The following is a 21,594-nucleotide window of genomic DNA, read 5'->3' on the forward strand; positions in this document are numbered from 1 at the left end:
GACGGATGCGTCCCCCGTCGCAGTGTCGCCGGGCCGGGCAAGCGTAGGTGATGTTGGCTCGGCTTGGTGATCCACTGCGCAATGCTGCTCGCAAGATTGTTCACGTACGCCGAAACATGCAAGACTGAGCAGGAAACGCGCGGCAATCGCGCAGGGAAAGGGGCACTCCGTGACGCGTGCAGGGGCCGGCATGGCCGCCGACATCTCCGAGCAGCCGGCCGGCTACGAGCGGCTGCTCTCCGCCGAGCACGCCGGGGCGATCGCCGAGGTGGCCGCCGTCGTCGCGCAGCGCCGCCCCCGGCACGTGGTCTTCACCGCCCGGGGCACCTCCGACCACGCCGCCCTCTACGGGGCGTACCTGACCGAGATCCGGCTCGGCCTGCCCGCCGGGCTCGCCTCGCCCAGCGCGGTCACCCTCTTCGGCGCGCGCCCCGACCTGTCCGACGCGCTGGTCGTCGGCGTCAGCCAGAGCGGCGGCTCACCCGACCTGGCCGAGGTGCTGCGCACCGCCCGCGCGTCCGGCGCGCTCACCCTCGCCGTGACCAACAACCCCGACTCGCCGCTGGCCGGGATCGCCGAGCTGAGCATCGACATCGCCGCCGGACACGAGCGGGCCGTGGCGGCCACCAAGACGTACACGGCGGAGCTGCTCGCCCTGCTGCTGCTCGTGGAGGGCGTCCGGGCCGGCGACGGGGCGCTGCCCGCCGCCGAGCGCGCCGCCCTGGCAGCCCTGCCCGAGCTGGCCGCCCGCACCCTCGACGACCCCACCCCGGCCCAGCTCGCGCCCCGCTACCGGTTCGCCGCCCAGCTCGTCACCACCGGCCGGGGATACGCGTACCCGACCGCCCGGGAGGCGGCGCTCAAGCTGATGGAGACCTCGTACCTGCCGGCGCTCGCCTTCTCCGGCGCGGACCTGCTGCACGGCCCGCTCGCGATGACCGACCCGGACGTGCCGGTGCTGGCCGTCGTCGGCTCCGGCCCCGGCGGCCGGTCCATGGGCGAGGTGCTGCCCCGCCTCGGCGAGCGCCGCGCCGACGTGGTCGTGGTCGGCTCGGCCGACGTGCACGGGGCCACCCGGATGGCCGTCCCCGAGGTCGACGAGCGGTACGCCCCGCTGCTGGACATCCTGCCGTTGCAGCGCCTCGCCCTGGCGCTGGCCCTGGCCCGGGGCGAGGACCCCGACGCGCCGCGCGGCCTGAAGAAGGTCACCGCGACGATGTGAGCGCCCCGGGCCGGCCGGCGGACGTGGGCGGGCCTGCGGAGGTGAGCCGGGCGGGCCGGCGCGCGGGTCGACCGGTGTGAGCCCGGCCGGCCAGCGGGACGGGGCCCGCCTGGGCGTGGCACGCTGTGCATCGTGTCCACGTTGCGCGACCTCGCCGAGGAGCACACCCAGCTCCGCCCCGCCGACATCGACCACCTGCACCGGATCGCCGGAGACTGGCAGCTGCTGTCCGACCTGTCCTTCGCCGACCTGCTGCTGTGGGTGCCGGTGGACCGCGACGGCACCTTCCTCTGCGTGGCCCAGGTCCGCCCGACGACCGCGCCCACCGCGTACCAGGACGACCAGGTGGGGCGGATCGTCGGCGGGCCCGAGGTGGCCCACCTGGAGGTCGCGTACGGCCAGGGCCGGATCTGGCGGGAGGGCGACCCGGTCTGGTACGGCGACGTGCCCGCCCGGCACGAAGCGATCCCGGTCCGGTTGCGCACCGCCGACGGTGAGGCCGGCGAGGTGATCGCGGTCGTCGGCCGGGACACCAACCTCTCCACCGCCCGCACGCCCAGCCAGCTCGAACTGAACTACCTGACCACCGCCGACGACCTCGCCCAGATGATCGCCGACGGCACGTTCCCGCCGCCCCGGCACCCCGGGGAGACGACGTCCGCGCCCCGGGTCGGCGACGGCCTCGTCCGGCTCGACGCCGGCGGCAAGGTCACCTACGCCAGCCCCAACGCGCAGTCCGCGTACCGGCGGCTCGGCTTCGCCGCACACCTGGTGGGGGAGGACCTGGCCAAGCTGCACCGCCGGCTGGCCGGCGACCCCCTGGAGGGCACCGAAGCGGCCAACGGCATCCTCGCCGCGCTGCGCGGTGAGGGCCCGCCCCGGCGGGAGATCGACGCCCGGGGCGCGACCATGCTCACCCGGGCCCTGCCGCTGATGCCCGCCGGGGTGCCGATCGGCGCGCTGGTCCTGGTCCGCGACATCACCGAGGTACGTCGCCGCGACCGCGCCCTGATCACCAAGGACGCCACCATCCGGGAGATCCATCACCGGGTGAAGAACAACCTGCAGACCGTCGCCGCGCTGTTGCGCCTCCAGGCCCGCCGGGTGGCCATGCCGGAGGCCCGGGTCGCCCTGGAGGAGTCCGTACGCCGCGTCGCCTCCATCGCCCTGGTGCACGAGACGCTCTCCATGTCCAGCGACGAGGCGGTCGAGTTCGACGGCATCGTCGACCGGGTGGCCAGCGCGGCGACCGAGGTCGCCGCGACCGAGCAGACCGTCGGCATGCGCCGCCGGGGCAGCTTCGGCGTGCTGCCGGCCGAGATCGCCACCTCGCTGGTCATGGTCCTCAACGAGTTGCTGCTCAACGCCGTCGAGCACGGCTTCCCGCCGGCCGCTGAGTCCCCGACCGGGCCTCCGGCTGTACCCACGGCCGGATCCTCGGCCGGATCCTCGGCCGGGGCGGAGGCCAGCGGCGGTGCCGGGGCCGCTGGGGTGGGCGTCGGTTCCGGGTCCGCCGCGCTTGCCGGCGCTTCCGGGGCGACCGGGGTTTCCGGGTCGGCTGGCGGTTCCGGGTCGGGCGGGGGTTCCGGGTTGGCCGAGGGGTCCGGGTCGGGCGGGGTCCTTCCGCAGGTCGCCGCCGGGGTCGAGTCGACGGTGCCACCCGAGGTGGTCGTGTCGGCACACCGGTTCCGCAAGCAGCTGCACGTCACCGTCGCCGACAACGGGCGTGGCCTGCCGGCCGGGTTCGACGCCGAGCGCGGCAGCCGGCTCGGGCTCCAGATCGTCCGGGCGCTGGTGACCGGCGAGCTGCGCGGCACCATCGAGCTGCGCAACGGCGCGGAGGGCGGCACCGAGGCGGTACTGGTGGTCCCCCTCGTCCGCTCCTGACGCCCAGGTGCCCCGCGCCGCCCTGCTCCGCGCCGCGCCGCCTCGCGCCGTCCTGCCCCGCGCCGCCCCGCCCGTCGGGCCGAGGCCGCTTGATCGACTCCATGTCGGCGACATGGCGGCATCCCGCCGCCCCGGATACCGCCATGTCGCCGACATGACGCGGGCGATCCCGGGGCGGCCGGACGGCCGAGGGACGGCCGAGGGGCCGGGCAGCCGGGCAGGCCGGCTCAGCGGGTGAGTAGTGCCACGGTCAGGCCGGGGCGCTGCCAGACCCGGTCGACGGCGAAGCCGTCGTCCCGTAGCGCCGCCCCTTTCGCGCCGGGTACCGCGGCGACCGGGTCCGTTCGCCGGCCGGCGACCACCAGCCAGACCCGCCGCGCCCCGGCCAGGCAGGCGGCCGGGTCCGGGCACTCGTCGGCCCAGTAGTCGCCGCGCGCGTCGCGACCCCGTACGGCCAGCGCGTCCCGGGGCTGCCGGTCGCCGAGGTGGTAGCCGATGCCGAGGTCGGTGAAGAGCCAGCCGTCCCGGGGCGAGAAGACGATCACGTCACCGGGCCGGCGGCCCGCGTCGATTACCCGGGCGGCCCCCCGGTAGTCGACCAGCGCGCCCCGTGGCCACTCGTGGCTGTGCCGCAGCGCCGCCTGGTCGGGCAGGCCGAGCAGGCCGGCGAGGAGCACCACGGCCAGCGCCGCCGGCAGTGCCGCCGGCAGTGCCGCCGTGGCCAGCGCCGCCCCGGCCAGCAGGCAGGCGAACGGCACGACGAAGAACAGGTAGCGCGGCACCCACAGCGGTACGGCCAGCCCGGCCAGGAAGACCAGGGCCACCGGCAGGACGAGGCAGGCGGCGGGAAGCAGCCCGGCCCGGCCCGACCGGGCGGCACCCAGGGCGGCCAGACCCAGCAGCAGCCCGCCCACCGTGCCGCTCTGGGTCAGCGCGCCGGGCAGGGCGACAAGGTCGGCGGGGCGGGCCTGGTCCACCCAGTCGAGCTGCCGTCCCCGCTGCCCCGCCGCCAGTAGCACCAGGGGGGTCAACACGACCGCCGCCGGCAGGAGCGCGAGCAGCCAGCCCCACACCGGTCGACGCGACCGGTGGCCGGCGGCCGGGAGAAGGCCGGCCCGGTCGGCGGCACCATGGGCGGCCAGGTGGGCGGTGCCCGGGACCGCCCGGTCGGCGCTGCCCGAGGCGGTCCGGTCGGCGTTGCCCGGTGCGTCCCGGTCGGCGGTGCCCGGAATGGCCTGGTCGGCGGCACCGTGGGTGGCCCGGTCGGCGGTGCCCGGAGCGGCCGGGTCGGCGGTGCCCGGGACAGCGCCCGAGGCGGTCCGGCCGGCGGCCAGCACGGCTGCCGCGTGGGCGGCGAGCAGGGTGAGGGCGACCAGGTGGGTCAGGCCGAGGGCGGCCACGGCCGCGGCGTACCCGGCCCAGCGCCGCCAGCCGGGCCGCTCCAGCGCTCGGACCAGCAGCAGTGTCGCCAACACCGCGAAGAGGGCGACGAAGGCGTACGGGCGGGCCTCCTGGGCGTACCGGGAGGTGCCGGGCAGGGCCGCGAACAGCAGGCCACCGGTCAGGCCGGCGTGTCGCCCGAGCAGCCGTGCGCCGAGCGCGGCGGCGAGCCCGGCCGTTCCCGCCATGGCCAGCGCCGACGGCAGCCGCAGCGCGGCGGGGGAGTCCCCGCAGAGCGTCACCCAGCCGTGCATGAACAGGTAGTACGGCCAGGTGGCCGCGTCGATGGTGCCGGCCATCCGGGCCAGGTCGCCCAGCGGCCGGGTGGCGGCGCTCCAGGTGGCCAACTCGTCGCGCCACGGCTGGGCCGAGCCGATCCCCGCGCCGGTGACCGCCAGCGTCGCCAGGGTCGGCCACAGCCAGACCGCGCCGAGCCACCCCGGCAAATGCCGCCTTACAGGCAATCCGCCCACGATGCCGAGCCTTCCACACCCGAACGGCCCACGCCCCCACCCCGGCCCCCAACCCGGTGATCAAGAGGAAAGCGTCACCGTCGAGATCAACTCTGACGCTTTCCTCTTGCTCACCGGGGCGAGGGGTGCTTGGCCTGTTCGGGGGCGGTGTCGGCGCGGTGGCGCATCGGTGGCCCGTGATGTGGGATCACACTCACGGTCGGTGGTAGGTCCACCGCCGGTGTGCGAGCATGGTCGCATGCTTGCCGCTGTCGTCCGTCGCTTCGTGGCCCGTCGCCACGTCGACTACGGCCGCGTGCGCAGCGCCATCTGTCCGGCCCACTGACGACGCCCGACCCATCCGTCTCGGGCGCGTAGTCGCGCCGGCCGTCCGACACCGCTGTCCACGGCCCCGTCCCACGGGCCGGCCGCGCGCCCGCGTCCAGAGGCACAGCAGACAACGGAGGACGCCGCGATGGCGGTCAGCAGCACCCCCGCCCGACCCGAGGCACCCACGGCACCCGTCGCGCGGGCGCCCCGCCGCCCCCGTGGGGAGGGCCAGTGGGCGCTCGGCCACCGCGAGCCGCTCAACGCCAACGAGCGGATCAAGAAGGACGACGATCCGCTGAACGTCCGGGCCCGGATCGAGAACATCTACGCCCACGGGGGCTTCGCCTCGATCGACCCGCAGGACCTGCGCGGCCGGTTCCGCTGGTGGGGCCTCTACACCCAGCGCAAGGCCGGCATCGACGGCGGGCGCACCGCCGTGCTGGAGCCGCACGAGCTGGAAGACGAGTTCTTCATGCTCCGCGTCCGGGTCGACGGCGGCCAGCTCACCCTGGACCAGCTCCGGGTGGTCGCGGACATCTCCCGGGAGTTCGCCCGGGACACCGCCGACATCACCGACCGGCAGAACATCCAGTACCACTGGATCCGGGTCGAGGACATGCCGGAGATCTGGCGTCGGCTGGAGTCGGTGGGCCTGCAGACCACCGAGGCGTGCGGCGACTGCCCGCGCATCGTGCTCGGCAGCCCGGTCGCCGGGGTGGCCGAGGCCGAGCTGCTCGACCCGACCCCGGCGCTGGAGGAGATCGTCCGGCGGTACGTCGGCGACAAGCGCTTCTCCAACCTGCCCCGCAAGTTCAAGACGTCGATCTCCTGGCTGGTGGACACCCCGTACGAGGCGAACGACATCGCATTCCTGGGCGTCGACCACCCGGAGCACGGCCCCGGCTTCGACGTCTGGGTCGGCGGCGGCCTGTCCACCAACCCGATGCTGGCCAAGCGGCTCGGCGTCTGGGTGCCGCTGACCGAGGTGCCGGACGTCTGGGCCGGCGTGGTCGGCATCTTCCGCGACTACGGCTACCGCCGGCTGCGCAACCGGGCCCGGCTGAAGTTCCTCGTCGCCGACTGGGGCGTGGAGAAGTTCCGCGAGGTGCTGGAGAAGGAATACCTGGGCCGCACGCTGCTCGACGGGCCCGCCCCGGAGCTGCCCGCCAAGCCGGTCGACCACATCGGGGTGCACCGCCAGCGCGACGGGCGCGCCTACGTCGGGGCCGCCCCGGTGGTGGGCCGGGTCTCCGGCACGCAGCTCGCCCGGCTCGCCGACGTGGTCGAGGCGCACGGCAGCGGCCGGGTGCGGCTCACCCCGTACCAGAAGCTCCTGGTCCTGGACGTGCCCCCGGAGCAGACCAACTCGCTGGTGGCCGAGCTGAGCACGATCGGCCTTGAGGCCCGGCCGTCGGCCTGGCGGCGCGGCACGATGGCCTGCACCGGCATCGAGTTCTGCAAGCTGGCCATCGTCGAGACGAAGGCGCGCGGCGAGGAGCTGGTGGCCCGGCTGGAGGAGCGCCTGCGCGACTTCGACGCGGACATCTCCATCCACCTCAACGGCTGCCCGAACGCCTGCGCCCGCACCCAGGTCGCCGACATCGGCCTCAAGGGGCAGCTCGTGGTCGGCCCGGACGGCCGCCAGGTCGAGGGCTTCCAGGTGCACCTGGGCGGCGGCCTGGGCATGGCGCAGGGCCAGACCGCCGGTTTCGGCCGCAAGCTGCGCGGCCTGAAGACCACCGCCGACGAGCTTCCGGAGTACGTGGAACGGCTCGCCCGCCGCTACCTGGCGAGCCGGACCGAGGGCGAGTCCTTCGCCAACTGGGTGATCAGGGTAGACGAGGAGGAACTCCGATGAGTGAGACTCGTTCCGCGCCGCTGTACTGCCCCTACTGCGGCGAGGAGGACCTGCGGCCGAGCGAGGCCGGGCACGGCGCGTGGGAGTGCCACGCCTGCGCCCGGGTGTTCACGGTGAAGTTCACCGGCCTGCTGACCGAGGCGGTGACCCGGTGACCGCCCTGGTGTCGGCCGCGACCCTGGGGCTGGTCGGCCCCGGCGGCCCGACTCCCGCCGATCCCGCCCGGCGCAGCCCGCAGGAGCTGCGGGAGCTGGCCGAGCGGGCCGGCCGGGAGCTGGAGGGCGCTCCGGCGCTGGAGATCGCCCGCTGGGCGGCCGAGACGTTCGGCGACCGGTTCTGCGTGACCAGCTCGATGGCGGACGCCGTGCTGGCCCACCTGGTCTCCCGGGTCGCGCCCGGGGTCGACGTGGTCTTCCTCGACACCGGCCTGCACTTCCCGGAGACGCTGCGGGTGCGCGACGAGGTGGCCCGCCGGCTGCCCGTCAACGTCCGGTCGATCCGGCCCCGGCTCACCGTCGGCCAGCAGGACGGCGAGTACGGCCCCCGGCTGTTCAACCGTTCGCCGGACGACTGCTGCCAGCTGCGCAAGGTCGAGCCGCTGGAGCGGGCGCTGGCCGGGTACGACGCCTGGGCCGCCGGGCTGCGCCGCGACGAGTCGCCGACCCGGGCCAACACGCCGGTGGTGACGTTCGACGCCCGCCGGGGCAGGGTGAAGGTGAACCCGATCGCCGCCTGGAAGCAGGCCGACGTGGACGCCTACATCGCCCGGCACGACATCCCGGTGAACGAGCTGTTCAAGCGCGGCTACGGCTCGATCGGCTGCTGGCCCTGCACCCGCCGCACGAAGGCGGGGGAGGACCCCCGGGCCGGTCGTTGGGCGATGTTCGAGAAGACCGAGTGCGGGCTGCACCTCTGACCGTGTCCGGGCCCCGGGTGCGGTCGGTCGCGGCCGGCGACCCGGTGGTCCTGGTGGCGCACGGCAGCCGGGACCCCCGGGCGGCCGAGGCGACCCGGGCGCTGGCCCGGGCGGTCGCGGCCGTCCGCCCCGGCGTGGCCGTGTCGGCGAGTTGGCTGGACCACACGGACCCGGGGCCGACGGAGGTGCTGCGGTCGCTGGCGGCGGCCGGGCATCCCCGGGCGGTGCTGGTGCCGCTGCTGCTCACCGCCGCGTACCACCGGCGGGTGGACGTCCCGGCGGCGGTCGCGGCGGCCCGGGAGTCGGGCCCGCCGATCGACGTGCGCGTCTCCGACGTGCTCGGCCCGGCCGACGGCGTGGTCGACGGGGCGCTGCTGGCGGGGCTGCGGCGGCGGCTGGCGGAGGCGGAACCCGGCCGGTTCGACGCGCTGGTGCTCGCCGCCGCGGGCACCCGGGATCCCCGGGCGCGGGGCTCGGTGGGCCGGGTCGCGGCGGCGCTCGGCGCGGAACTCGGGGTGCCCTGCCGCGTGTCGTACGCCTCGGCGGCCCCGCCGGACGCGGGCGCGGCGGTGTCCCGGCTGCGCGCGGCGGGCGCGCGGCGGGTGGCCGTGTCGGCGTACTTCCTGGCCCCGGGGCTCTTCCACGACGCGGTGCTGGCGGGGGCGCGGGCGGCCGGCGCGGTGACCGTCTCCGGGCCGCTCACCGACGCCCCGGAGCTGGCCGATCTGGTGCTGCGTCGGGCGGACGCCGCGCCCGTCGAGTGATCCGGGCGGCCCGACGCGCGGGCCGGGCGGCTGCGGCACCGGCGAGGGCGCAGCGGGGCACGAGGGCTCCGCACAGCAGAACGCCCCGACAGGGGTTGCCCTGTCGGGGCGTGGAGCTGTGGTGCGTGCAGTAGGTCAGGCGGAGTGAGCGCGCAGCACCCGGAGGCCACCGCGGCGCTTGACGGCGCGCCGCTCCTCCTCGCTCATCCCGCCCCAGACGCCGGCGTCCTGACCGGACTCAAGTGCCCACTGGAGGCACTGGTCGGTCACGGAGCAGCGCCGGCAGACGGCCTTGGCCTGCTCGACCTGCAGGAGAGCCGGACCGGACGTCCCGATCGGGAAGAACAGCTCCGGGTCCTCGTCGCGGCAGACAGCATGGTGACGCCAGTCCATGGCGGCAACACTCCTCATTCTGGATGGGTGGCAGATATTGCGTTGGTGCGTTTTCCTTTATGCATCCGCACGCCGATGGTCACGGTTCGCATCCATCAATTCGGCGCTGCGTGAGCAGGCTCTGGTAGCCACTGGGACCTGCTCGAACACCTCAACACAATGAGCATGTCCAAGCAATGTCCCGGTAACTCAAGTTCGCTTGTGAATACTTTCACGAACTCACGCGATGTCAAGGGTGACGCTCGGAAAAACTCCGAGCGGTGAGCAAGCTCACGACCCCTTTGTCCGGTTTGCAGGGAGTCCTGGTTACCCGGCGTACCACAGTCGAGGATCAATATAGTACAGTCTGCGTGACATTGCTGACATTTCCGGCACCTCACCCTCGGTGTGGCGGCCACCGCATCGACAGCGGTGGGGGGACCGCGCTCGACCAAGGGCTGTACCCGAGACCTAGCAGATTACTCTCAGTGCGGCCGGAACGGATGCGAATCTGACTTTTTTCCGCTCGCCGAGATAGTCCCCGTCGAGCTGGAAAGCCTGAGGACGGCTCGCGACCAGGGTGAACTCGGCCAGGTCGTGCAGCTGCAGCACCTGACGCCCTCGCGGATTGGGCGTGTGGGAGAAGAACTGGGTCACTGTGCGTGCCGTGCTCGCCACGCGGAGCTGCCGCATGGCCAGCACGTCGAGCCCGAGGTCGAAGGACGCCGCCGGATTCGGGTTGATCTCCCGCTCGCCCAGGTACGTCCAGGGCGCGGTGTTCTGGATGATGACCGTGGCCAGATCACCCTCGGTAACCTCGCCGGGTCGCTCCAGTGAGATCGTCGGATGGCGGCGGTCCGAGCCGAGGAAGTACTGGTTGACCGTCGAGCGCAGATAGAGCGCCGGCGTGGAGACCCGGCCGCGCCGGCGGGCCCGCTCCACCCGGTGGATCACCGCCGCGTCGAGGCCGAAGCCCGCGCAGAAGGTGAAGTAGCGGTCGTCGGCCCGGCCCAGCCCGATCGTGCGGGACCGCCCGAGCCGCAGCCCCTCCAGGATCATGCTGGTGCCCTCCGGCCACTCCCGGGGCAGGCCGAGCGCGCGGGCGAACACGTTCGTGGAGCCCCCGGGGACGGTGGCCAGCGCCGGCAGCCGCTCGGCGGGGCTGCCCCCGGTGCGGATCGTCGGCGGCTCGGCCGCCATCAGGCCGTTGACCACCTCGTTGACCGTGCCGTCGCCCCCGAGCGTCACCACCAGGTCGACGCCCTCCTCGGCCGCCTCCCGGGCGAGGTCCATGGCGTGACCCCGCCGGCGGGTGTACCGCACCGACAGGTCGACTTCGCTGCGCAGCGCCCGGACCAGGACGTCCCGGCTGCGTTCGCTGGTGGTGGTGGCCTTCGGATTGACCACCAGGACGGCCCGCATGGGCGGCACTGTACCGCGCCCCACCACCGGTATCGTGGCGCGCGTGACCATCGACTCGGACCAGGACCCGACCACGCTGCGCTGGGCGGTCCGGCTGCTTCGGGCGGAGGCGGTCGCCCTCGGCCTGGTCGCCGCCTGGCTCGTCTGGGCCGACCTCACCGCCACCACCACCGACCTGCCGTCGGCGCTGCTGGTGACCGCGTTCGCCCTCGGCGGCGCGGCCGCCCTCTGGGCGCTCGGCGGGGCGCTCGGCCGCCGCCGCGCCGGGGCCCGCGCCCCGGCGATCGTCCTGCAACTGATGCTGCTGCCGATCGGCTGGTACATGATCCAGGGCGGGCTCGGCTGGCTCGGCGTGCCGCTGATGGCGCTCGGCCTCGGCGTCAGCGCGCTGCTCGTCAGCCCGCCGACCACCCGGGCCCTCGGCCTCGCCTGAGCCGGGCGGGCGCGGGCCCGCCGGGCGGCCCGTGGCGGGCGAGAAGAGCCGGCGCGGCGGGGGTCAGTAGCCGGCGCGGCGGGTCAGCAGGGAGATGGTGGCCCGGCCGTTGGCCGCGCTCGCCGAGGCGGCCGTGGTGAGGGCCGTCAGCACCTTCCAGGCGAACGACGACTCGGAGGGCAGCGTCGCCCCGCGCACGGTCGGCACGGTCACCTCGACGGTCAGGGCGTCCTCGGTCACCTGGAACCGGCACTCCAGCTCGGCGTCGCGGGTGGCGATCGCGAGGAGCATGGCGCACGCCTCGTCCACGGCGATCCGCAGGTCCTCGATCTCGTCGAGGGCGAACTGGAGACGGGCGGCGAGGCCGGCCGTGGCGGTGCGGAGCACGCCGAGGTAACCGCCGTCGGCGGGCACCGTGAGGTGCACGATGTCGTCGTCGGTGGCTGGCTGGCCGGTCAGTTGAGTCACGCCTCATCCCCCCGGTGGGGGACTCTACCCCGTCAGGCGGACGGACGCGTGGGCGCGGCGCTCGCCGGTGGCGTCGCGCCGGCCGCGAGCGCGGTCAGGGCCGCCCCCGTCAGCCGGTACGGCACCCACTCCGCCATGGGGGACGCGCCGATCGAGGCGTAGAACCGGGCCGCCGGGTTCCAGTCGATCATCGACCAGTCGAGCCGTCGGTAGCCCCGCTCGACGCAGATCGCGGCCAGGGTGGCCAGCAGCCGCCGGCCCGCACCGGTGCCCCGCGCCTCGGGGCGGACGTAGAGGTCCTCCAGGTAGATGCCGTGCACGCCGGCCCAGGTGGAGAAGTTGAGGAACCACAACGCGAAGCCGAGCGGCCGGTCGGCCCCGTCGACGGCCACGTGCCCGAAGAGCGCGGGCGCCGGGCCGAACAGGGCCTCGGTGAGCTGCCCGGCGGTCAGGTGACACTCGTCGGCGGCCCGCTCGTACGCGGCCAGCTCGTGCACCATGGCGACGACGGCCGGCACGTCCTCGGGACGCGCCGGCCGTACCGTCGGTGTGGACCCGGGGGTCACGCCTGCTTGGTCTCCCAGAAGATCTTCGAGATCTCCTCGATCTTCGCCAGCAGCTCCTCGGCCTTGGCCGGGTCGGCGCTGCCCTTGGCGCCGCTGGCGCCCGCGAGCTTGGTGGCCTCGTTGAACAGGGTGTGCAGGTTGGGGTACTTCTCGAAGTGCGCCGGCTTGAAGTAGTCCGTCCACAGCACCCACAGGTGGTGCTTGACCAGCTCGGCGCGCTGCTCCTTGATGATCAGCGCCCGGGTGCGGAACTCGGGGTCGGTGTTCGCCTGGTACTTCTCGGCGATCGCCTTGATCGACTCGGCCTCGATCCGGGCCTGGGCCGGGTCGTAGACGCCGCACGGCAGGTCGCAGTGGGCGCTGACGGTGACGCTCGGCATGAGGATGCGCGGAAGTCGCATCGGGATCCTCCATGGGAAGTTTGCGATGATCCAGGACGACATTACTCCTGGAGATGCTGCCCAGCGGTGCGGAGGTGAAACAGGTGCCCGCCGACACTCCCGCCGCCGACCGGCTGCGGGGGCCGCTCACGGCCGTACTGGTGACCGGCCCGTCGATGGCACCCACCCTGCGCCACGGCGACGCCGTGCTGGTGCGGCGCGGGGGCCGCCCGATCCGCCCGGGCGACGTCGTGGTCGCGGTCTTCCGCAGCCGCCCGGAGCTGCTCGTGGTCAAGCGCGCGGTCCGTCCCGCCGACGGCGGCTGGTGGGTACGCGGCGACAACGACCTCGTCACCGACGACTCCCGGGCGTACGGCGTGGCCGACGTGCACGGCCGCGTCGTGGCCCGCTACTGGCCCCGGCCGGGCCGGCTGCCCCGCCCCGCCGGCTACCGGCGAGTATGACCCTACTCACATCCGACTTGTGCTCCCGACACTATGCTCGGCAGGTATCCGGGTGACCCCCGCACCGTGCCACCGCCGCTGGCCGCCTCACCTCGCGCTGGCGCCGGTCGCCTCGTCTACCCGACAGATTCCTGGAGTCACCATGTCTTCGTCCACCGTGGACCCCGCTGATCCCGTCTTCCAACTGCACGTCGGCGGCAAGCTGGCCGTCGCCTCCACCGTCCCGCTGAGCAGCCGCGAGGACCTCTCCCTCGCGTACACACCAGGGGTGGCCCGGGTGTGCGAGGCGATCGCCGCCGACCCGGCGCTGGCCGACGACTACACCTGGGCGGGGCACACCGTCGCCGTCGTCACCGACGGCTCGGCCGTGCTCGGGCTGGGCAACATCGGCCCGCGCGCGGCGCTGCCGGTGATGGAGGGCAAGGCGGTGCTGTTCAAGCAGTTCGCCGACGTCGACGCGGTGCCGGTCTGCCTCGACACCCAGGACGTGGACGAGATCGTCGCCGTGGTGAAGGCCCTCGCCCCCTCGTTCGGCGGGATCAACCTGGAGGACATCAGCGCCCCGCGCTGCTTCGAGGTGGAGCGCCGGCTCGACGAGGCGCTGGACATCCCCGTCTTCCACGACGACCAGCACGGCACCGCCATTGTCGTGCTCGCCGCGCTGCGCAACGCGGCCACGCTGCTCAACCGCAAGCTCGGCGACCTGCGGGTGGCGGTCAGCGGCGCGGGCGCGGCCGGGGTGGCGGTCACCCGGATGCTCATCGCCGGCGGCGTCGACCCGGCCCGGGTCGTCGTCTGCGACTCGAAGGGCATCATCGGCCGGCACCGCACCGACCTCACCGGCACCAAGGCGGACCTCGCGGCCGACACCAACGCCGAGGGGCGGTCGGGCGACATCGCGGAGGCGCTGCGCGGCGCCGACGTGCTGGTCGGCGTCTCCGGCGGCGAGATCTGCGAGGCGGCGGTGGCCGGGATGGCCCCCGGCGGGATCGTCTTCGCCCTGGCCAACCCGACGCCCGAGGTGCACCCCGAGGTGGCCGCCCGGCACGTCGCCGTCGTGGCCACCGGCCGCAGCGACTACCCCAACCAGATCAACAACGTGCTGGCCTTCCCCGGGGTGTTCCGGGGCGCGCTGGACGCCCGGGCGACCCGGATCACCGACGGGATGAAGGTGGCCGCCGCCGACGCGATCGCCGGGGTGGTGGCCGACACGCTCACCGCCGACGCGATCGTGCCGTCCCCGCTGGACCCGCGCGTCGCCCCCGCGGTGGCCGAGGCCGTCGCCGAGGCCGCCCGCCGCGACGGCGTCGCCCGCGCCTGACGTGCAAGGAGGGGCACCCTGTTAACGCTTTCGGTATAGCGGGGGCCCCTTCTTAACACCCCCACTCCTTGTTACGGTGCGGATCATGCGTGCCGCCTTCGCCTCGAGCTTCGACGCCGACAACCCGCTCGCCGCGCTGACCGTCGGCGAGCAGCCCGAGCCGACCCACCCCGAGGACGACTGGGTGACCGTGCAGGTGCGGGCCAGCTCGATCAACCACCACGACCTGTGGTCGCTGCGCGGCGTCGGGCTCGGTGCCGACCGGCTGCCGATGATCCTCGGCTGCGACGCCGTCGGCACGGCCCCGGACGGCACCGAGGTGGTGGTCTTCCCGCTGGTCGTCGACCCGGGTGACCCGCGCGGCATGTCCATCCTCTCCGAGCACTTCCCCGGCACCTTCGCCGAGCGGGTGGCCGTACCCCGGATGAACCTGCTGCCCCTGCCGGCGGGCCTGTCGGCGACGGACGCCGCCTGCCTGCCGACGGCCTGGCTCACCGCGTGGCGGATGCTGACCACCAAGGGCCGGGTCGACGAGGCCGACGCCGTGCTGGTCCAGGGCGCGGGCGGCGGCGTCGCGACGGCCGCCGTCGCGCTCGCCGTCGCGCTCGGCAAGCGGGTGTACGCGACCAGCCGCGACGCCGGCAAGCGGGAACGGATCGCGCAGCTGGGGGCGACCGCGCTGGAGCCCGGCGCCCGGCTGCCCGAGCGGGTCGACGTGGTGATCGAAACGGTCGGCGAGGCGACGTTCGACCACTCCCTGAAGTCGGCCGCGCCGATGGCCCGGATCGTGGTCTCCGGTGCGACGGCCGGGCACGAGCCGAAGGTCAACCTGCGGCGGGTCTTCGCCATGCAGCTGGAGATCCTCGGCACCTCCATGGGCACGCCGGGGGAGCTGACCGAGCTGCTGACGTTCTGCGCCGAGCACGAGGTGCGCCCGGTGGTGGACAGCGTGGTGCCGTTCAGCCGGATCGAGGAGGCGTTCGCCCGGCTGCACTCGGGCGCGGCGTTCGGCAAGATCGTCATCGATCACACGGCGTGAGCGGGCGCCTGCCGGGAGCTTGTTAGGAGGGGCCCTTCCTATACCGAATGCGTTAACAGGGGGCCCTTCCTTACAGGCGGTCGTCGAGGGTGGCCACGCCGCCCCGGGTGGCCTCGTCCGGCAGCCGGCGCTTCGCCGCCGCGTCCCCGTACAGGGTCCAGCGCAGGAACTCGACGCAGGTGTCCGAGACCACCCGCAGGGCCGCGCCGTCGGTGAGCAGGGCCCGCCCGTGGTCGCCCTTCGGCAGGCTGAGCATCGCCTTGGGCCAGGGCACCCTGTCGTACGCGGCCTTGCCCGAGGCGTAGTCGACCACCTCGTCGGCCTCGCCGTGCACGAACAACTGCGGGGCGGCGGCCCCCGCGAACGCGGTGCCCACGCCGAGGCCGGTGCCGGCGAAGACCACCCCGGCGTCCAGTCGGTCGTCCCGGCCGGCGGTGAACAGGCCGATCGTGGTCACCCCACCGGCCGAGTGCCCCGCCGCCGCCACCCGGTCGGTGGCGAGCCGGCCGCGCAGCGGGTCGCCCGCCTTCGCGTCCAGGGCGAGCACCCGGGTCAGCGCGTACGACACGTCGGCCGGCTGGTTCAGCACGTCCAGCACGTTGGTGTCGGTGCCCCGGGCGGTGTGCGGGAAGGCCGGCGCGGCCACCACGAACCCGGCCGCCGCCCAGCGGGTGAGCAGCAGCTCGTAGTCCTCGGGCCGCCCGTTGAGGCCGTGGCTGAACATCACCACCGGGAAGCGCCCCGTCGCGGCCGTCGCGGACTGCTGCGGCGTCCCGCCCGCCGCGCCCCGGGCCGGATACCAGATCGTCACCGGCAGCGGGCGGTCGCCGTCGCGGTTGAGCTTGAGCTGACGTACGCCGACGGCGAAGCTCTCGCTCGGCGCGCTGCCGGCGGGCACGCGCGGGGCCGGGGTGGTCGCCTTCGGTGCCTGCGTCGGGGCGGCCTCGCGCCAGGCGGGCTCCGCGTCACCCGAGCAGCCCGCCAGGCCGGCGGCGAGCAGGGCGGTGGCCAGCAGGGCGGCGGTACGACGGCGGCGGCACATGAAACCGATTGTGCCTCGCCGGACTGGGGCGCCGACCCGCATCGCACCGCAGGTCAGGGCGCGCTCACCCCGGGCGACGGTGGCGGGCCCGGAGCCGGGCGAGGTCGGCGGCGTCCTTCGGGCGGCGTGGCCGGTCCGGCATCCAGACGGGGAACATCTCCTTGAACTCGATCTGCGCGGCGACGGCGACGACCGGCGCGGCCAGGTCGCCGATGCGGCCGGGCGGCGCGTCGAGCATCCCCGCCGGCAGCGGTGTGCCGGCCCACGGCCCGGCGCCCACCACCACCTGCCCCGCCGCGTCCCGGCTCAGGTAGGCGACGCTCAGCTCCACGTCGTCCCGGACGAGTTCGAGCTGCACGTCGACCGGCAGCCGGGGGGCGACCCGCCAGCCCCGTGCGCCCAGCGCCTCGGCGAGCCGGTCGGCGTCGTCGCGCCAGCAGTACCAGTCGACGTCGACGTGCGGCCGGGTCACCTCGCCGAGGGCGAAGTCCATCGCCCACCCGCCCCGTAGCCACAGCGCGACCCCGACCGCCCGGGCCACGGTGACCGTCTCCGCGATCGCCGCGAGCTGCCGCGCTGCCAGCCCGTCCCGCCCACCCCGCTCGCCGTCCCCGCCCACGCCGCGACGGTAGCGCCCGATGGGTGCCCCCGCGAGAGGGTTAGGAAGGGGCCCTTCCTATACAGAAAGCGTTAACAGGGGGCCCTTCCTTGCAACTCCAGTGGGTGGGGAGGGTGGCGTCCGTGGGGAGGCGGCGCAGGGCGGCCCGGTCGCCGTACAACGCCCAGCGCAGGAAGTCCGTGGTGGTGGCGAGGACCTGGGCGAAGCCGGGGCGGCCCGGGGTCAGGTAGCTGCCGTGGTCGCCCCCGGTGACGGTGAGGAACCCGGCCGGGCCGGGCGTGCGGGCGTACGCGGCCCGGCCGACGGTAACCCCGACGACCGGGTCGGCGTCGCCGTGCACGAACAGCACCGGCGCGGTCGGCCCGGCGAACGCCCCGGCCAGGCCGCCCCCGGCGAGCACGATGCCCGCCCGCAGCCGGGGCGGGTGCCCGGAGGTGAGCATCCCGGCGGTGGTGAAGCCGCCCGCCGAGTGGCCGGCGGCGGCGAACCGCGCGACGTCCAGGTGGCCGGCGAGCGGGTCGCCCCGGCGGGTGTCGAGGCGCACCAGGTGCCGGATCAGCCGCCACCCGTCGGCCGGCTGGTGGCGTACGTCGGCGCGGGTGAACCGGGCCGCCCCGCGCCGGGTGTGCGGATACGCGGGCGCGGCGACCACGAAGCCGGCGGCGGCCCACCGGCTGGTCAGCGGGGCGTGCAGGGCGGGCAGGCTGTCGAGCCCGTGGCTGAACACGACGACGGGGAACCGGCCGGGGGCCACCCCGCCCCGGGCAGCCGGATACCAGACGGTCACCGGCAGCGGGCGCGCGCCGCCCGGGTCGAGGGTGAAGGTGTGCACCCCGACCGGGTACGTCGTCGCCGGGGCGGGGCCGGCCGACGGGGCGCCGCGGGACCCCGGGGCGGCGGTTGCCGTGCCGCAGCCGGCCAGCAGCGCCGTCATCGTCGCGGCGACCAGCCGGCGTACCCACACGCCCTCACGGTAGGCGGCCGGCGGCGCCCGGCGGCCCCGCCGTCCGGACCGGTGGGCGACGCCACCCGGTCGGGGTGGCTCCGCCGATCCGGCGGTCCTGCGGCGTGCCGCCGGGTAGGGCGGGCGCGGGGTGGACCGTCTTGGCTAGGGTCTGGCCATGTCTGACAAGCACATGGACCCGAGCGGCAACACAGAGCAGTTCCGGGCGTTCGCCCACGCGCCGGAGGGCGCCGCCCCGGCCGCCCCGGCGTCCCGGGTTCCGCTGGTCGCCGGAATCGCGGTGGCCGTGGTGCTGCTGGTCGCCGTCGTCGCCTGGCTCGCGCTGGGCTGAAGCCCGGCAGAGACGGGCTGGGCTGCAGCCTGGCGGAGGCTGGGCCGTGCTGACCGCCTCAGCCCGTGGCCTCGGCCACCGCGCGGGCCTCGCGGGCGATCTCGCGTTCCTCGTCGGTGCCGACGACGCAGACGGCGACCTCCGCGCCCGCCGGGGAGATCACCCGGTCGCCGGTGCCGTCGTTGTGCGCCGGGTCGACGGCGATGCCGAGCCGCTCCAGGCCGGCCAGCGCGGCGGCCCGCACCGGCGCCGCGTGCTCGCCCACCCCGGCCGTGAAGGTGACCGCGTCCACCCGGCCGAGCAGCGCGTAGTACGCCCCGACATAGCCGGTGATCCGGCGGGTGTAGACGTCGAACGCGAGCGCGGCGGCCGGGTCACCGGCGGCGCGGCGGGCCAGCACCTCGCGCATGTCGTTGACCCCGGCGAGGCCGAGCAGGCCGCTGCGGTGGTTGAGCAGGTCGTCGATCTCGTCGACGCCCATCCCGGCCTCGCGGCGCAGGTGGAAGACGATCGTCGGGTCGAGGTCGCCGCTGCGGGTGCCCATCACGAGGCCCTCCAGCGGGGACATCCCCATCGAGGTGGCCACGCTGCGCCCGCCCTGCACCGCGCAGGCGCTCGCCCCGTTGCCCAGGTGCAGGGTGATCGTGTTCAGCTCGTCGTACGGCCGGCCCAGCAGCTCGGCGGTGCGCCGGGAGACGTACGCGTGGGAGGTGCCGTGGAAGCCGTACCGGCGGATGTCGTGCCGCCGGGCGGTGTCCCGGTCGATCGCGTAGGTGGCGGCGGCCTCGGGCAGGGTGTGGTGGAACGCGGTGTCGAAGACGGCGACCTGCGGCACCCCGGGCAGCGCCTCGCGGGCGACCCGGATGCCGGCCAGGTTGGCGGGGTTGTGCAGCGGGGCGAGCGGCACGAGTTCCTCGATCGCCGCGAACACGGCGTCGTCGATGAGCACCGGCTCGGTGAAGCGCCGCCCGCCGTGCACCACCCGGTGCCCCACGGCGGTCAGCCCGGCGAGCCCGTCCGGGCCGAGGCGGTCGAGGATCTCCCGGACGGCCGTCTCGTGGTCGGCCGGCCCGCCGCCGGGCTCGCCGACCCGCTCGACAGTGCCCTTCGCCAGGACCTCGTCGCCGTCGTAGAGCCGGTATTTCACCGACGACGAGCCGCAGTTGAGGACGAGCACCCGACTCATGACGACTCCCCGGCGGCGGCCTGGATGGCGGTGATGGCGACGGTGTTGACGATGTCGGGGACGGTCGCGCCCCGGGACAGGTCGTTGACGGGGCGGCGCAGGCCCTGCATGACCGGGCCGACGGCCACCGCACCGGCGGAGCGCTGCACCGCCTTGTACGTGTTGTTGCCCGTGTTGAGGTCGGGGAAGATGAACACGGTGGCCCGCCCGGCGACGGCGCTGTCGGGCAGCTTGGTGGCCGCGACGTGCGGGTCGATCGCGGCGTCGTACTGGATGGGGCCCTCGACCAGCAGCTCCGGCCGCCGCTCGCGCACGAGCCGGGTGGCGGCGGCGACCTTCTCCACGTCGGCCCCGGCCCCGGAGTCCCCGGTGGAGTAGGACAGCATCGCCACCCGGGGTTCAATGCCGAATCGGGCGGCGGTGTCGGCCGAGGAGATGGCGATGTCGGCGAGCTGGGCGGCGTCCGGGTCGGGGTTGACGGCGCAGTCGCCGTAGACGAGCACCCGGTCGGCGAGCAGCATGAAGAACACGCTGGAGGCCACCGACACCCCCGGCACCGTGCGGATGATCTCGAACGCGGGGCGGATGGTCGCGGCGGTGGTGTGGGTGGCCCCGGAGACCATCCCGTCGGCGTGCCCGGTGTGCACCATCATCGTGCCGAAGTAGTTGGGCTGCGCCACGATGTCGTGGGCCAGCTCGGCGGTCATGCCCCGGTGGGCGCGCAGCTTCGCGTACGCCTCGGCGAACTCGTCGCGCCAGGGGCTGGTCGCCGGGTCGACGACGGCCGCCCCGGAGATGTCGACGCCCAGCTCCCGGGTGCGCCGGGCGATGTCGTCGGGGCGGCCGAGCAGGGTCAGGTCGGCCACGCCCCGGCGCAGCAGGATCTCCGCCGCGCGCAGGATCCGCTCCTCCGCGCCCTCGGGCAGCACGAGGCGGCGGCGGTTGGAACGGGCGCGGTCGATCAGGTCGTACTCGAACATCAGCGGGGTGACCCGTGCGGAGCGGCTGACCCGCAGCCGGCGGGCGAGGTCGACGGTGTCGACGCAGTCCTCGAACGCGCCGAGCGCGGCCTCGACCTTGCGCGGGTGGGCCATGCTGGGCCGGCCCTCGATCCGGCTGGACGCGGCGACCGTGTCGTAGCTGTCGCTGCCCACGGAGAGCACCGCGAGCCCGGTGTTGAGCCCCTCGACCAGGCGCATCGCCCTCGGGTCGGGCCGCTCGCCGAGGGTGAGCACCAGCCCGGCCACGGAGACCTGGCCGGCGACGTGCGCGGCGCTGGCCGCCACCAGCAGGTCCGCCCGGTCGGCCGGGGTGATCACCAGCGCGCCCTCGGTGAGGTGGTCCAGCAGCGTCGGCACGTGCGCCGCGCCGACGACGTAGTCGAGCACGTCGCGGCCGAGCGCGGCGTCGTCGCCGGCCAGCAGGGTCGCGCCGAGCGCCGCCGCCACCTCGGCCACCGTCGGCGCCGACACGGCCGGCACCTCCGGGATCGCGTACGCGGGGACGGGCAGCTCGGGCAGCGTCATCGGCCCCGGCACCCGGTTGGCGATCACCGCCAGCACCGTCGCGCCGAGGTCCACCAGATCGTGGTACGCCCCGCGCGCCGCCGCCGCGATCGCCTCCGGCTGCTGCCCGAAGCCGTCGACGACGGGCACCACGACGCTGCCGAACTCGGTGGCCAGCCGGGCGTTGAACGCCAGCTCGCGGGGGCCCGCGCCGTCGCCGCCGTCGGCGAAGTCGCTGCCCACCACGACCACCGCGGGGCAGCGCCGTTCGACGTCGCGGTACCGCTCGACGATCCGGGAGATCAGCTCCTCCCGGCGGCCGTCGGCGACCAGCGCGCCCGCCTCGGCGTAGCTGCAGCCGTGCAGCTCGTCGACCGGGATCTCGATGCGGTAGCGCTCGCCGAGCAGGGCGAGGATCTGGTCGGGCCCCCGCCCGGGGACCAGCGGCCGGAATGCGCCGATCCGTTCGACCTGCCGGGAGAGCAGCTCGGCGAGGCCGAGCGCGATGGTCGACTTGCCCCCGCCGGAACCGACGCTGGTCAGATACACGCTCCGGGCCACGCCCCCACGCTACAAGATCGCGCCCAGGGCCGCCCGGGTCCTTGGACCCGGG

The 21,594-nt window shown here is 74.9% G+C and carries 22 protein-coding genes and 1 pseudogene; 12 read left to right on the forward strand and 11 right to left on the reverse strand.

Features of this window, described 5'->3' with window-relative positions; genetic code table 11:
* Positions 1 to 190: 190 nt before the first annotated feature.
* From LPA42_RS16565 to LPA42_RS34480, 3 genes and pseudogenes are all read left to right on the forward strand, one after another.
* Positions 191 to 1,222 (forward strand): SIS domain-containing protein, encoded by a 1,032-nt coding sequence (locus LPA42_RS16565; RefSeq protein WP_077938459.1) that lies wholly within the window; start codon positions 191 to 193, stop codon positions 1,220 to 1,222.
* A gap of 132 nt (positions 1,223 to 1,354) precedes the next feature.
* Positions 1,355 to 2,461: pseudogene (locus LPA42_RS34475) on the forward strand (histidine kinase N-terminal domain-containing protein); the annotation flags it as partial.
* Positions 2,462 to 2,503: 42 nt separating this feature from the next.
* Positions 2,504 to 3,109: an ATP-binding protein gene (locus LPA42_RS34480; RefSeq protein ID WP_368859507.1), complete on the forward strand. Its 606-nt coding sequence runs from the start codon at positions 2,504 to 2,506 to the stop codon at positions 3,107 to 3,109.
* Between the two features lie 227 nt (positions 3,110 to 3,336).
* Here the strand turns inward: LPA42_RS34480 and LPA42_RS16575 are convergent, their stop codons facing one another.
* Entirely contained in the window at positions 3,337 to 4,995 is a 1,659-nt protein-coding gene (locus LPA42_RS16575) for a glycosyltransferase family 39 protein (protein ID WP_096761674.1), read from the reverse strand.
* Between the two features lie 481 nt (positions 4,996 to 5,476).
* On the opposite strand from LPA42_RS16575, the gene LPA42_RS16580 reads away from it, so the two are divergent.
* The 4 genes from LPA42_RS16580 to LPA42_RS16595 are packed head-to-tail and all read left to right on the forward strand — an operon-like array spanning position 5,477 to position 8,869.
* The gene (locus tag LPA42_RS16580) at positions 5,477 to 7,189 is read left to right on the forward strand and encodes a nitrite/sulfite reductase (RefSeq protein WP_077938465.1); all 1,713 of its coding nucleotides are present in this window, start codon (positions 5,477 to 5,479) and stop codon (positions 7,187 to 7,189) included.
* Positions 7,186 to 7,344: a hypothetical protein gene (locus tag LPA42_RS16585; RefSeq protein ID WP_176734126.1), complete on the forward strand. Its 159-nt coding sequence runs from the start codon at positions 7,186 to 7,188 to the stop codon at positions 7,342 to 7,344. The genes LPA42_RS16580 and LPA42_RS16585 overlap by 4 nt, the downstream gene beginning before the upstream one ends.
* On the forward strand, positions 7,341 to 8,105 hold the full coding sequence (locus tag LPA42_RS16590) for a phosphoadenylyl-sulfate reductase (RefSeq protein ID WP_043965904.1): 765 nt from the start codon (positions 7,341 to 7,343) through the stop codon (positions 8,103 to 8,105). Before LPA42_RS16585 ends, LPA42_RS16590 begins: the two co-directional genes overlap by 4 nt.
* A gap of 2 nt (positions 8,106 to 8,107) precedes the next feature.
* Positions 8,108 to 8,869: a sirohydrochlorin chelatase gene (locus tag LPA42_RS16595; protein ID WP_077938466.1), complete on the forward strand. Its 762-nt coding sequence runs from the start codon at positions 8,108 to 8,110 to the stop codon at positions 8,867 to 8,869.
* A 135-nt stretch (positions 8,870 to 9,004) separates the two neighbouring features.
* Here the strand turns inward: LPA42_RS16595 and LPA42_RS16600 are convergent, their stop codons facing one another.
* Positions 9,005 to 9,262: a WhiB family transcriptional regulator gene (locus tag LPA42_RS16600; RefSeq protein ID WP_007072794.1), complete on the reverse strand. Its 258-nt coding sequence runs from the start codon at positions 9,260 to 9,262 to the stop codon at positions 9,005 to 9,007.
* A gap of 450 nt (positions 9,263 to 9,712) precedes the next feature.
* Positions 9,713 to 10,663 (reverse strand): diacylglycerol kinase family protein, encoded by a 951-nt coding sequence (locus LPA42_RS16605; RefSeq protein ID WP_077938467.1) that lies wholly within the window; start codon positions 10,661 to 10,663, stop codon positions 9,713 to 9,715.
* Between the two features lie 43 nt (positions 10,664 to 10,706).
* Between LPA42_RS16605 and LPA42_RS16610 the strand changes: the two genes are divergently transcribed.
* Entirely contained in the window at positions 10,707 to 11,096 is a 390-nt protein-coding gene (locus LPA42_RS16610) for a hypothetical protein (protein WP_077938473.1), read from the forward strand.
* 63 nt (positions 11,097 to 11,159) lie between these two features.
* On the opposite strand, the gene LPA42_RS16615 is transcribed toward LPA42_RS16610, so the two are convergent.
* From LPA42_RS16615 to sodN, 3 genes are read right to left on the reverse strand one after another with little or no spacing between them, the layout of a single operon-like run.
* Complete coding sequence (locus LPA42_RS16615; protein WP_043965908.1) at positions 11,160 to 11,564, reverse strand: ATP-binding protein; 405 nt, start codon at positions 11,562 to 11,564, stop codon at positions 11,160 to 11,162.
* Between the two features lie 32 nt (positions 11,565 to 11,596).
* Positions 11,597 to 12,130 (reverse strand): GNAT family N-acetyltransferase, encoded by a 534-nt coding sequence (locus tag LPA42_RS16620; protein WP_077938468.1) that lies wholly within the window; start codon positions 12,128 to 12,130, stop codon positions 11,597 to 11,599.
* Positions 12,127 to 12,531 carry a superoxide dismutase, Ni gene (gene sodN / locus LPA42_RS16625; RefSeq protein ID WP_043965912.1) on the reverse strand — a complete coding sequence of 135 codons (405 nt, stop codon included), beginning with the start codon at positions 12,529 to 12,531 and terminating at the stop codon, positions 12,127 to 12,129. The genes LPA42_RS16620 and sodN overlap by 4 nt, the downstream gene beginning before the upstream one ends.
* A gap of 53 nt (positions 12,532 to 12,584) precedes the next feature.
* Between sodN and LPA42_RS16630 the strand changes: the two genes are divergently transcribed.
* From LPA42_RS16630 to LPA42_RS16640, 3 genes are all read left to right on the forward strand, one after another.
* Positions 12,585 to 12,974 (forward strand): S24/S26 family peptidase, encoded by a 390-nt coding sequence (locus LPA42_RS16630; RefSeq protein WP_091276925.1) that lies wholly within the window; start codon positions 12,585 to 12,587, stop codon positions 12,972 to 12,974.
* Between the two features lie 142 nt (positions 12,975 to 13,116).
* A complete protein-coding gene (locus LPA42_RS16635) occupies positions 13,117 to 14,295 on the forward strand; it encodes an NADP-dependent malic enzyme (protein WP_077938469.1) in 1,179 nt (392 codons plus the stop codon).
* Positions 14,296 to 14,371: 76 nt separating this feature from the next.
* Positions 14,372 to 15,334, forward strand: a complete 963-nt coding sequence (locus tag LPA42_RS16640) for a zinc-binding dehydrogenase (protein ID WP_176734125.1) — start codon at positions 14,372 to 14,374, stop codon at positions 15,332 to 15,334.
* A gap of 70 nt (positions 15,335 to 15,404) precedes the next feature.
* Here LPA42_RS16640 and LPA42_RS16645 read toward each other — a convergent pair whose 3' ends face one another.
* From LPA42_RS16645 to LPA42_RS16655, 3 genes are all read right to left on the reverse strand, one after another.
* Positions 15,405 to 16,376, reverse strand: a complete 972-nt coding sequence (locus tag LPA42_RS16645; protein ID WP_077938471.1) for a dienelactone hydrolase family protein — start codon at positions 16,374 to 16,376, stop codon at positions 15,405 to 15,407.
* A gap of 64 nt (positions 16,377 to 16,440) precedes the next feature.
* Positions 16,441 to 16,995, reverse strand: coding sequence for a nucleotidyltransferase domain-containing protein (locus LPA42_RS16650; RefSeq protein WP_228986668.1), 555 nt, complete (start codon positions 16,993 to 16,995; stop codon positions 16,441 to 16,443).
* A gap of 40 nt (positions 16,996 to 17,035) precedes the next feature.
* The gene (locus LPA42_RS16655; protein WP_096761675.1) at positions 17,036 to 17,959 is read right to left on the reverse strand and encodes an alpha/beta hydrolase; all 924 of its coding nucleotides are present in this window, start codon (positions 17,957 to 17,959) and stop codon (positions 17,036 to 17,038) included.
* Between the two features lie 157 nt (positions 17,960 to 18,116).
* On the opposite strand from LPA42_RS16655, the gene LPA42_RS16660 reads away from it, so the two are divergent.
* Entirely contained in the window at positions 18,117 to 18,290 is a 174-nt protein-coding gene (locus tag LPA42_RS16660) for a hypothetical protein (RefSeq protein WP_198956627.1), read from the forward strand.
* 58 nt (positions 18,291 to 18,348) lie between these two features.
* Here the strand turns inward: LPA42_RS16660 and LPA42_RS16665 are convergent, their stop codons facing one another.
* Together LPA42_RS16665 and pta are read right to left on the reverse strand one after the other, a co-directional pair.
* Positions 18,349 to 19,476 (reverse strand): acetate kinase, encoded by a 1,128-nt coding sequence (locus LPA42_RS16665; protein WP_077938475.1) that lies wholly within the window; start codon positions 19,474 to 19,476, stop codon positions 18,349 to 18,351.
* Positions 19,473 to 21,542, reverse strand: a complete 2,070-nt coding sequence (gene pta, locus LPA42_RS16670; protein ID WP_077938476.1) for a phosphate acetyltransferase — start codon at positions 21,540 to 21,542, stop codon at positions 19,473 to 19,475. Before pta ends, LPA42_RS16665 begins: the two co-directional genes overlap by 4 nt.
* Positions 21,543 to 21,594: the final 52 nt, after the last annotated feature.

It is taken from the genome of Micromonospora sp. DH13 (assembly GCF_020873825.1).
Taxonomy (GTDB): domain Bacteria; phylum Actinomycetota; class Actinomycetes; order Mycobacteriales; family Micromonosporaceae; genus Micromonospora; species Micromonospora haikouensis.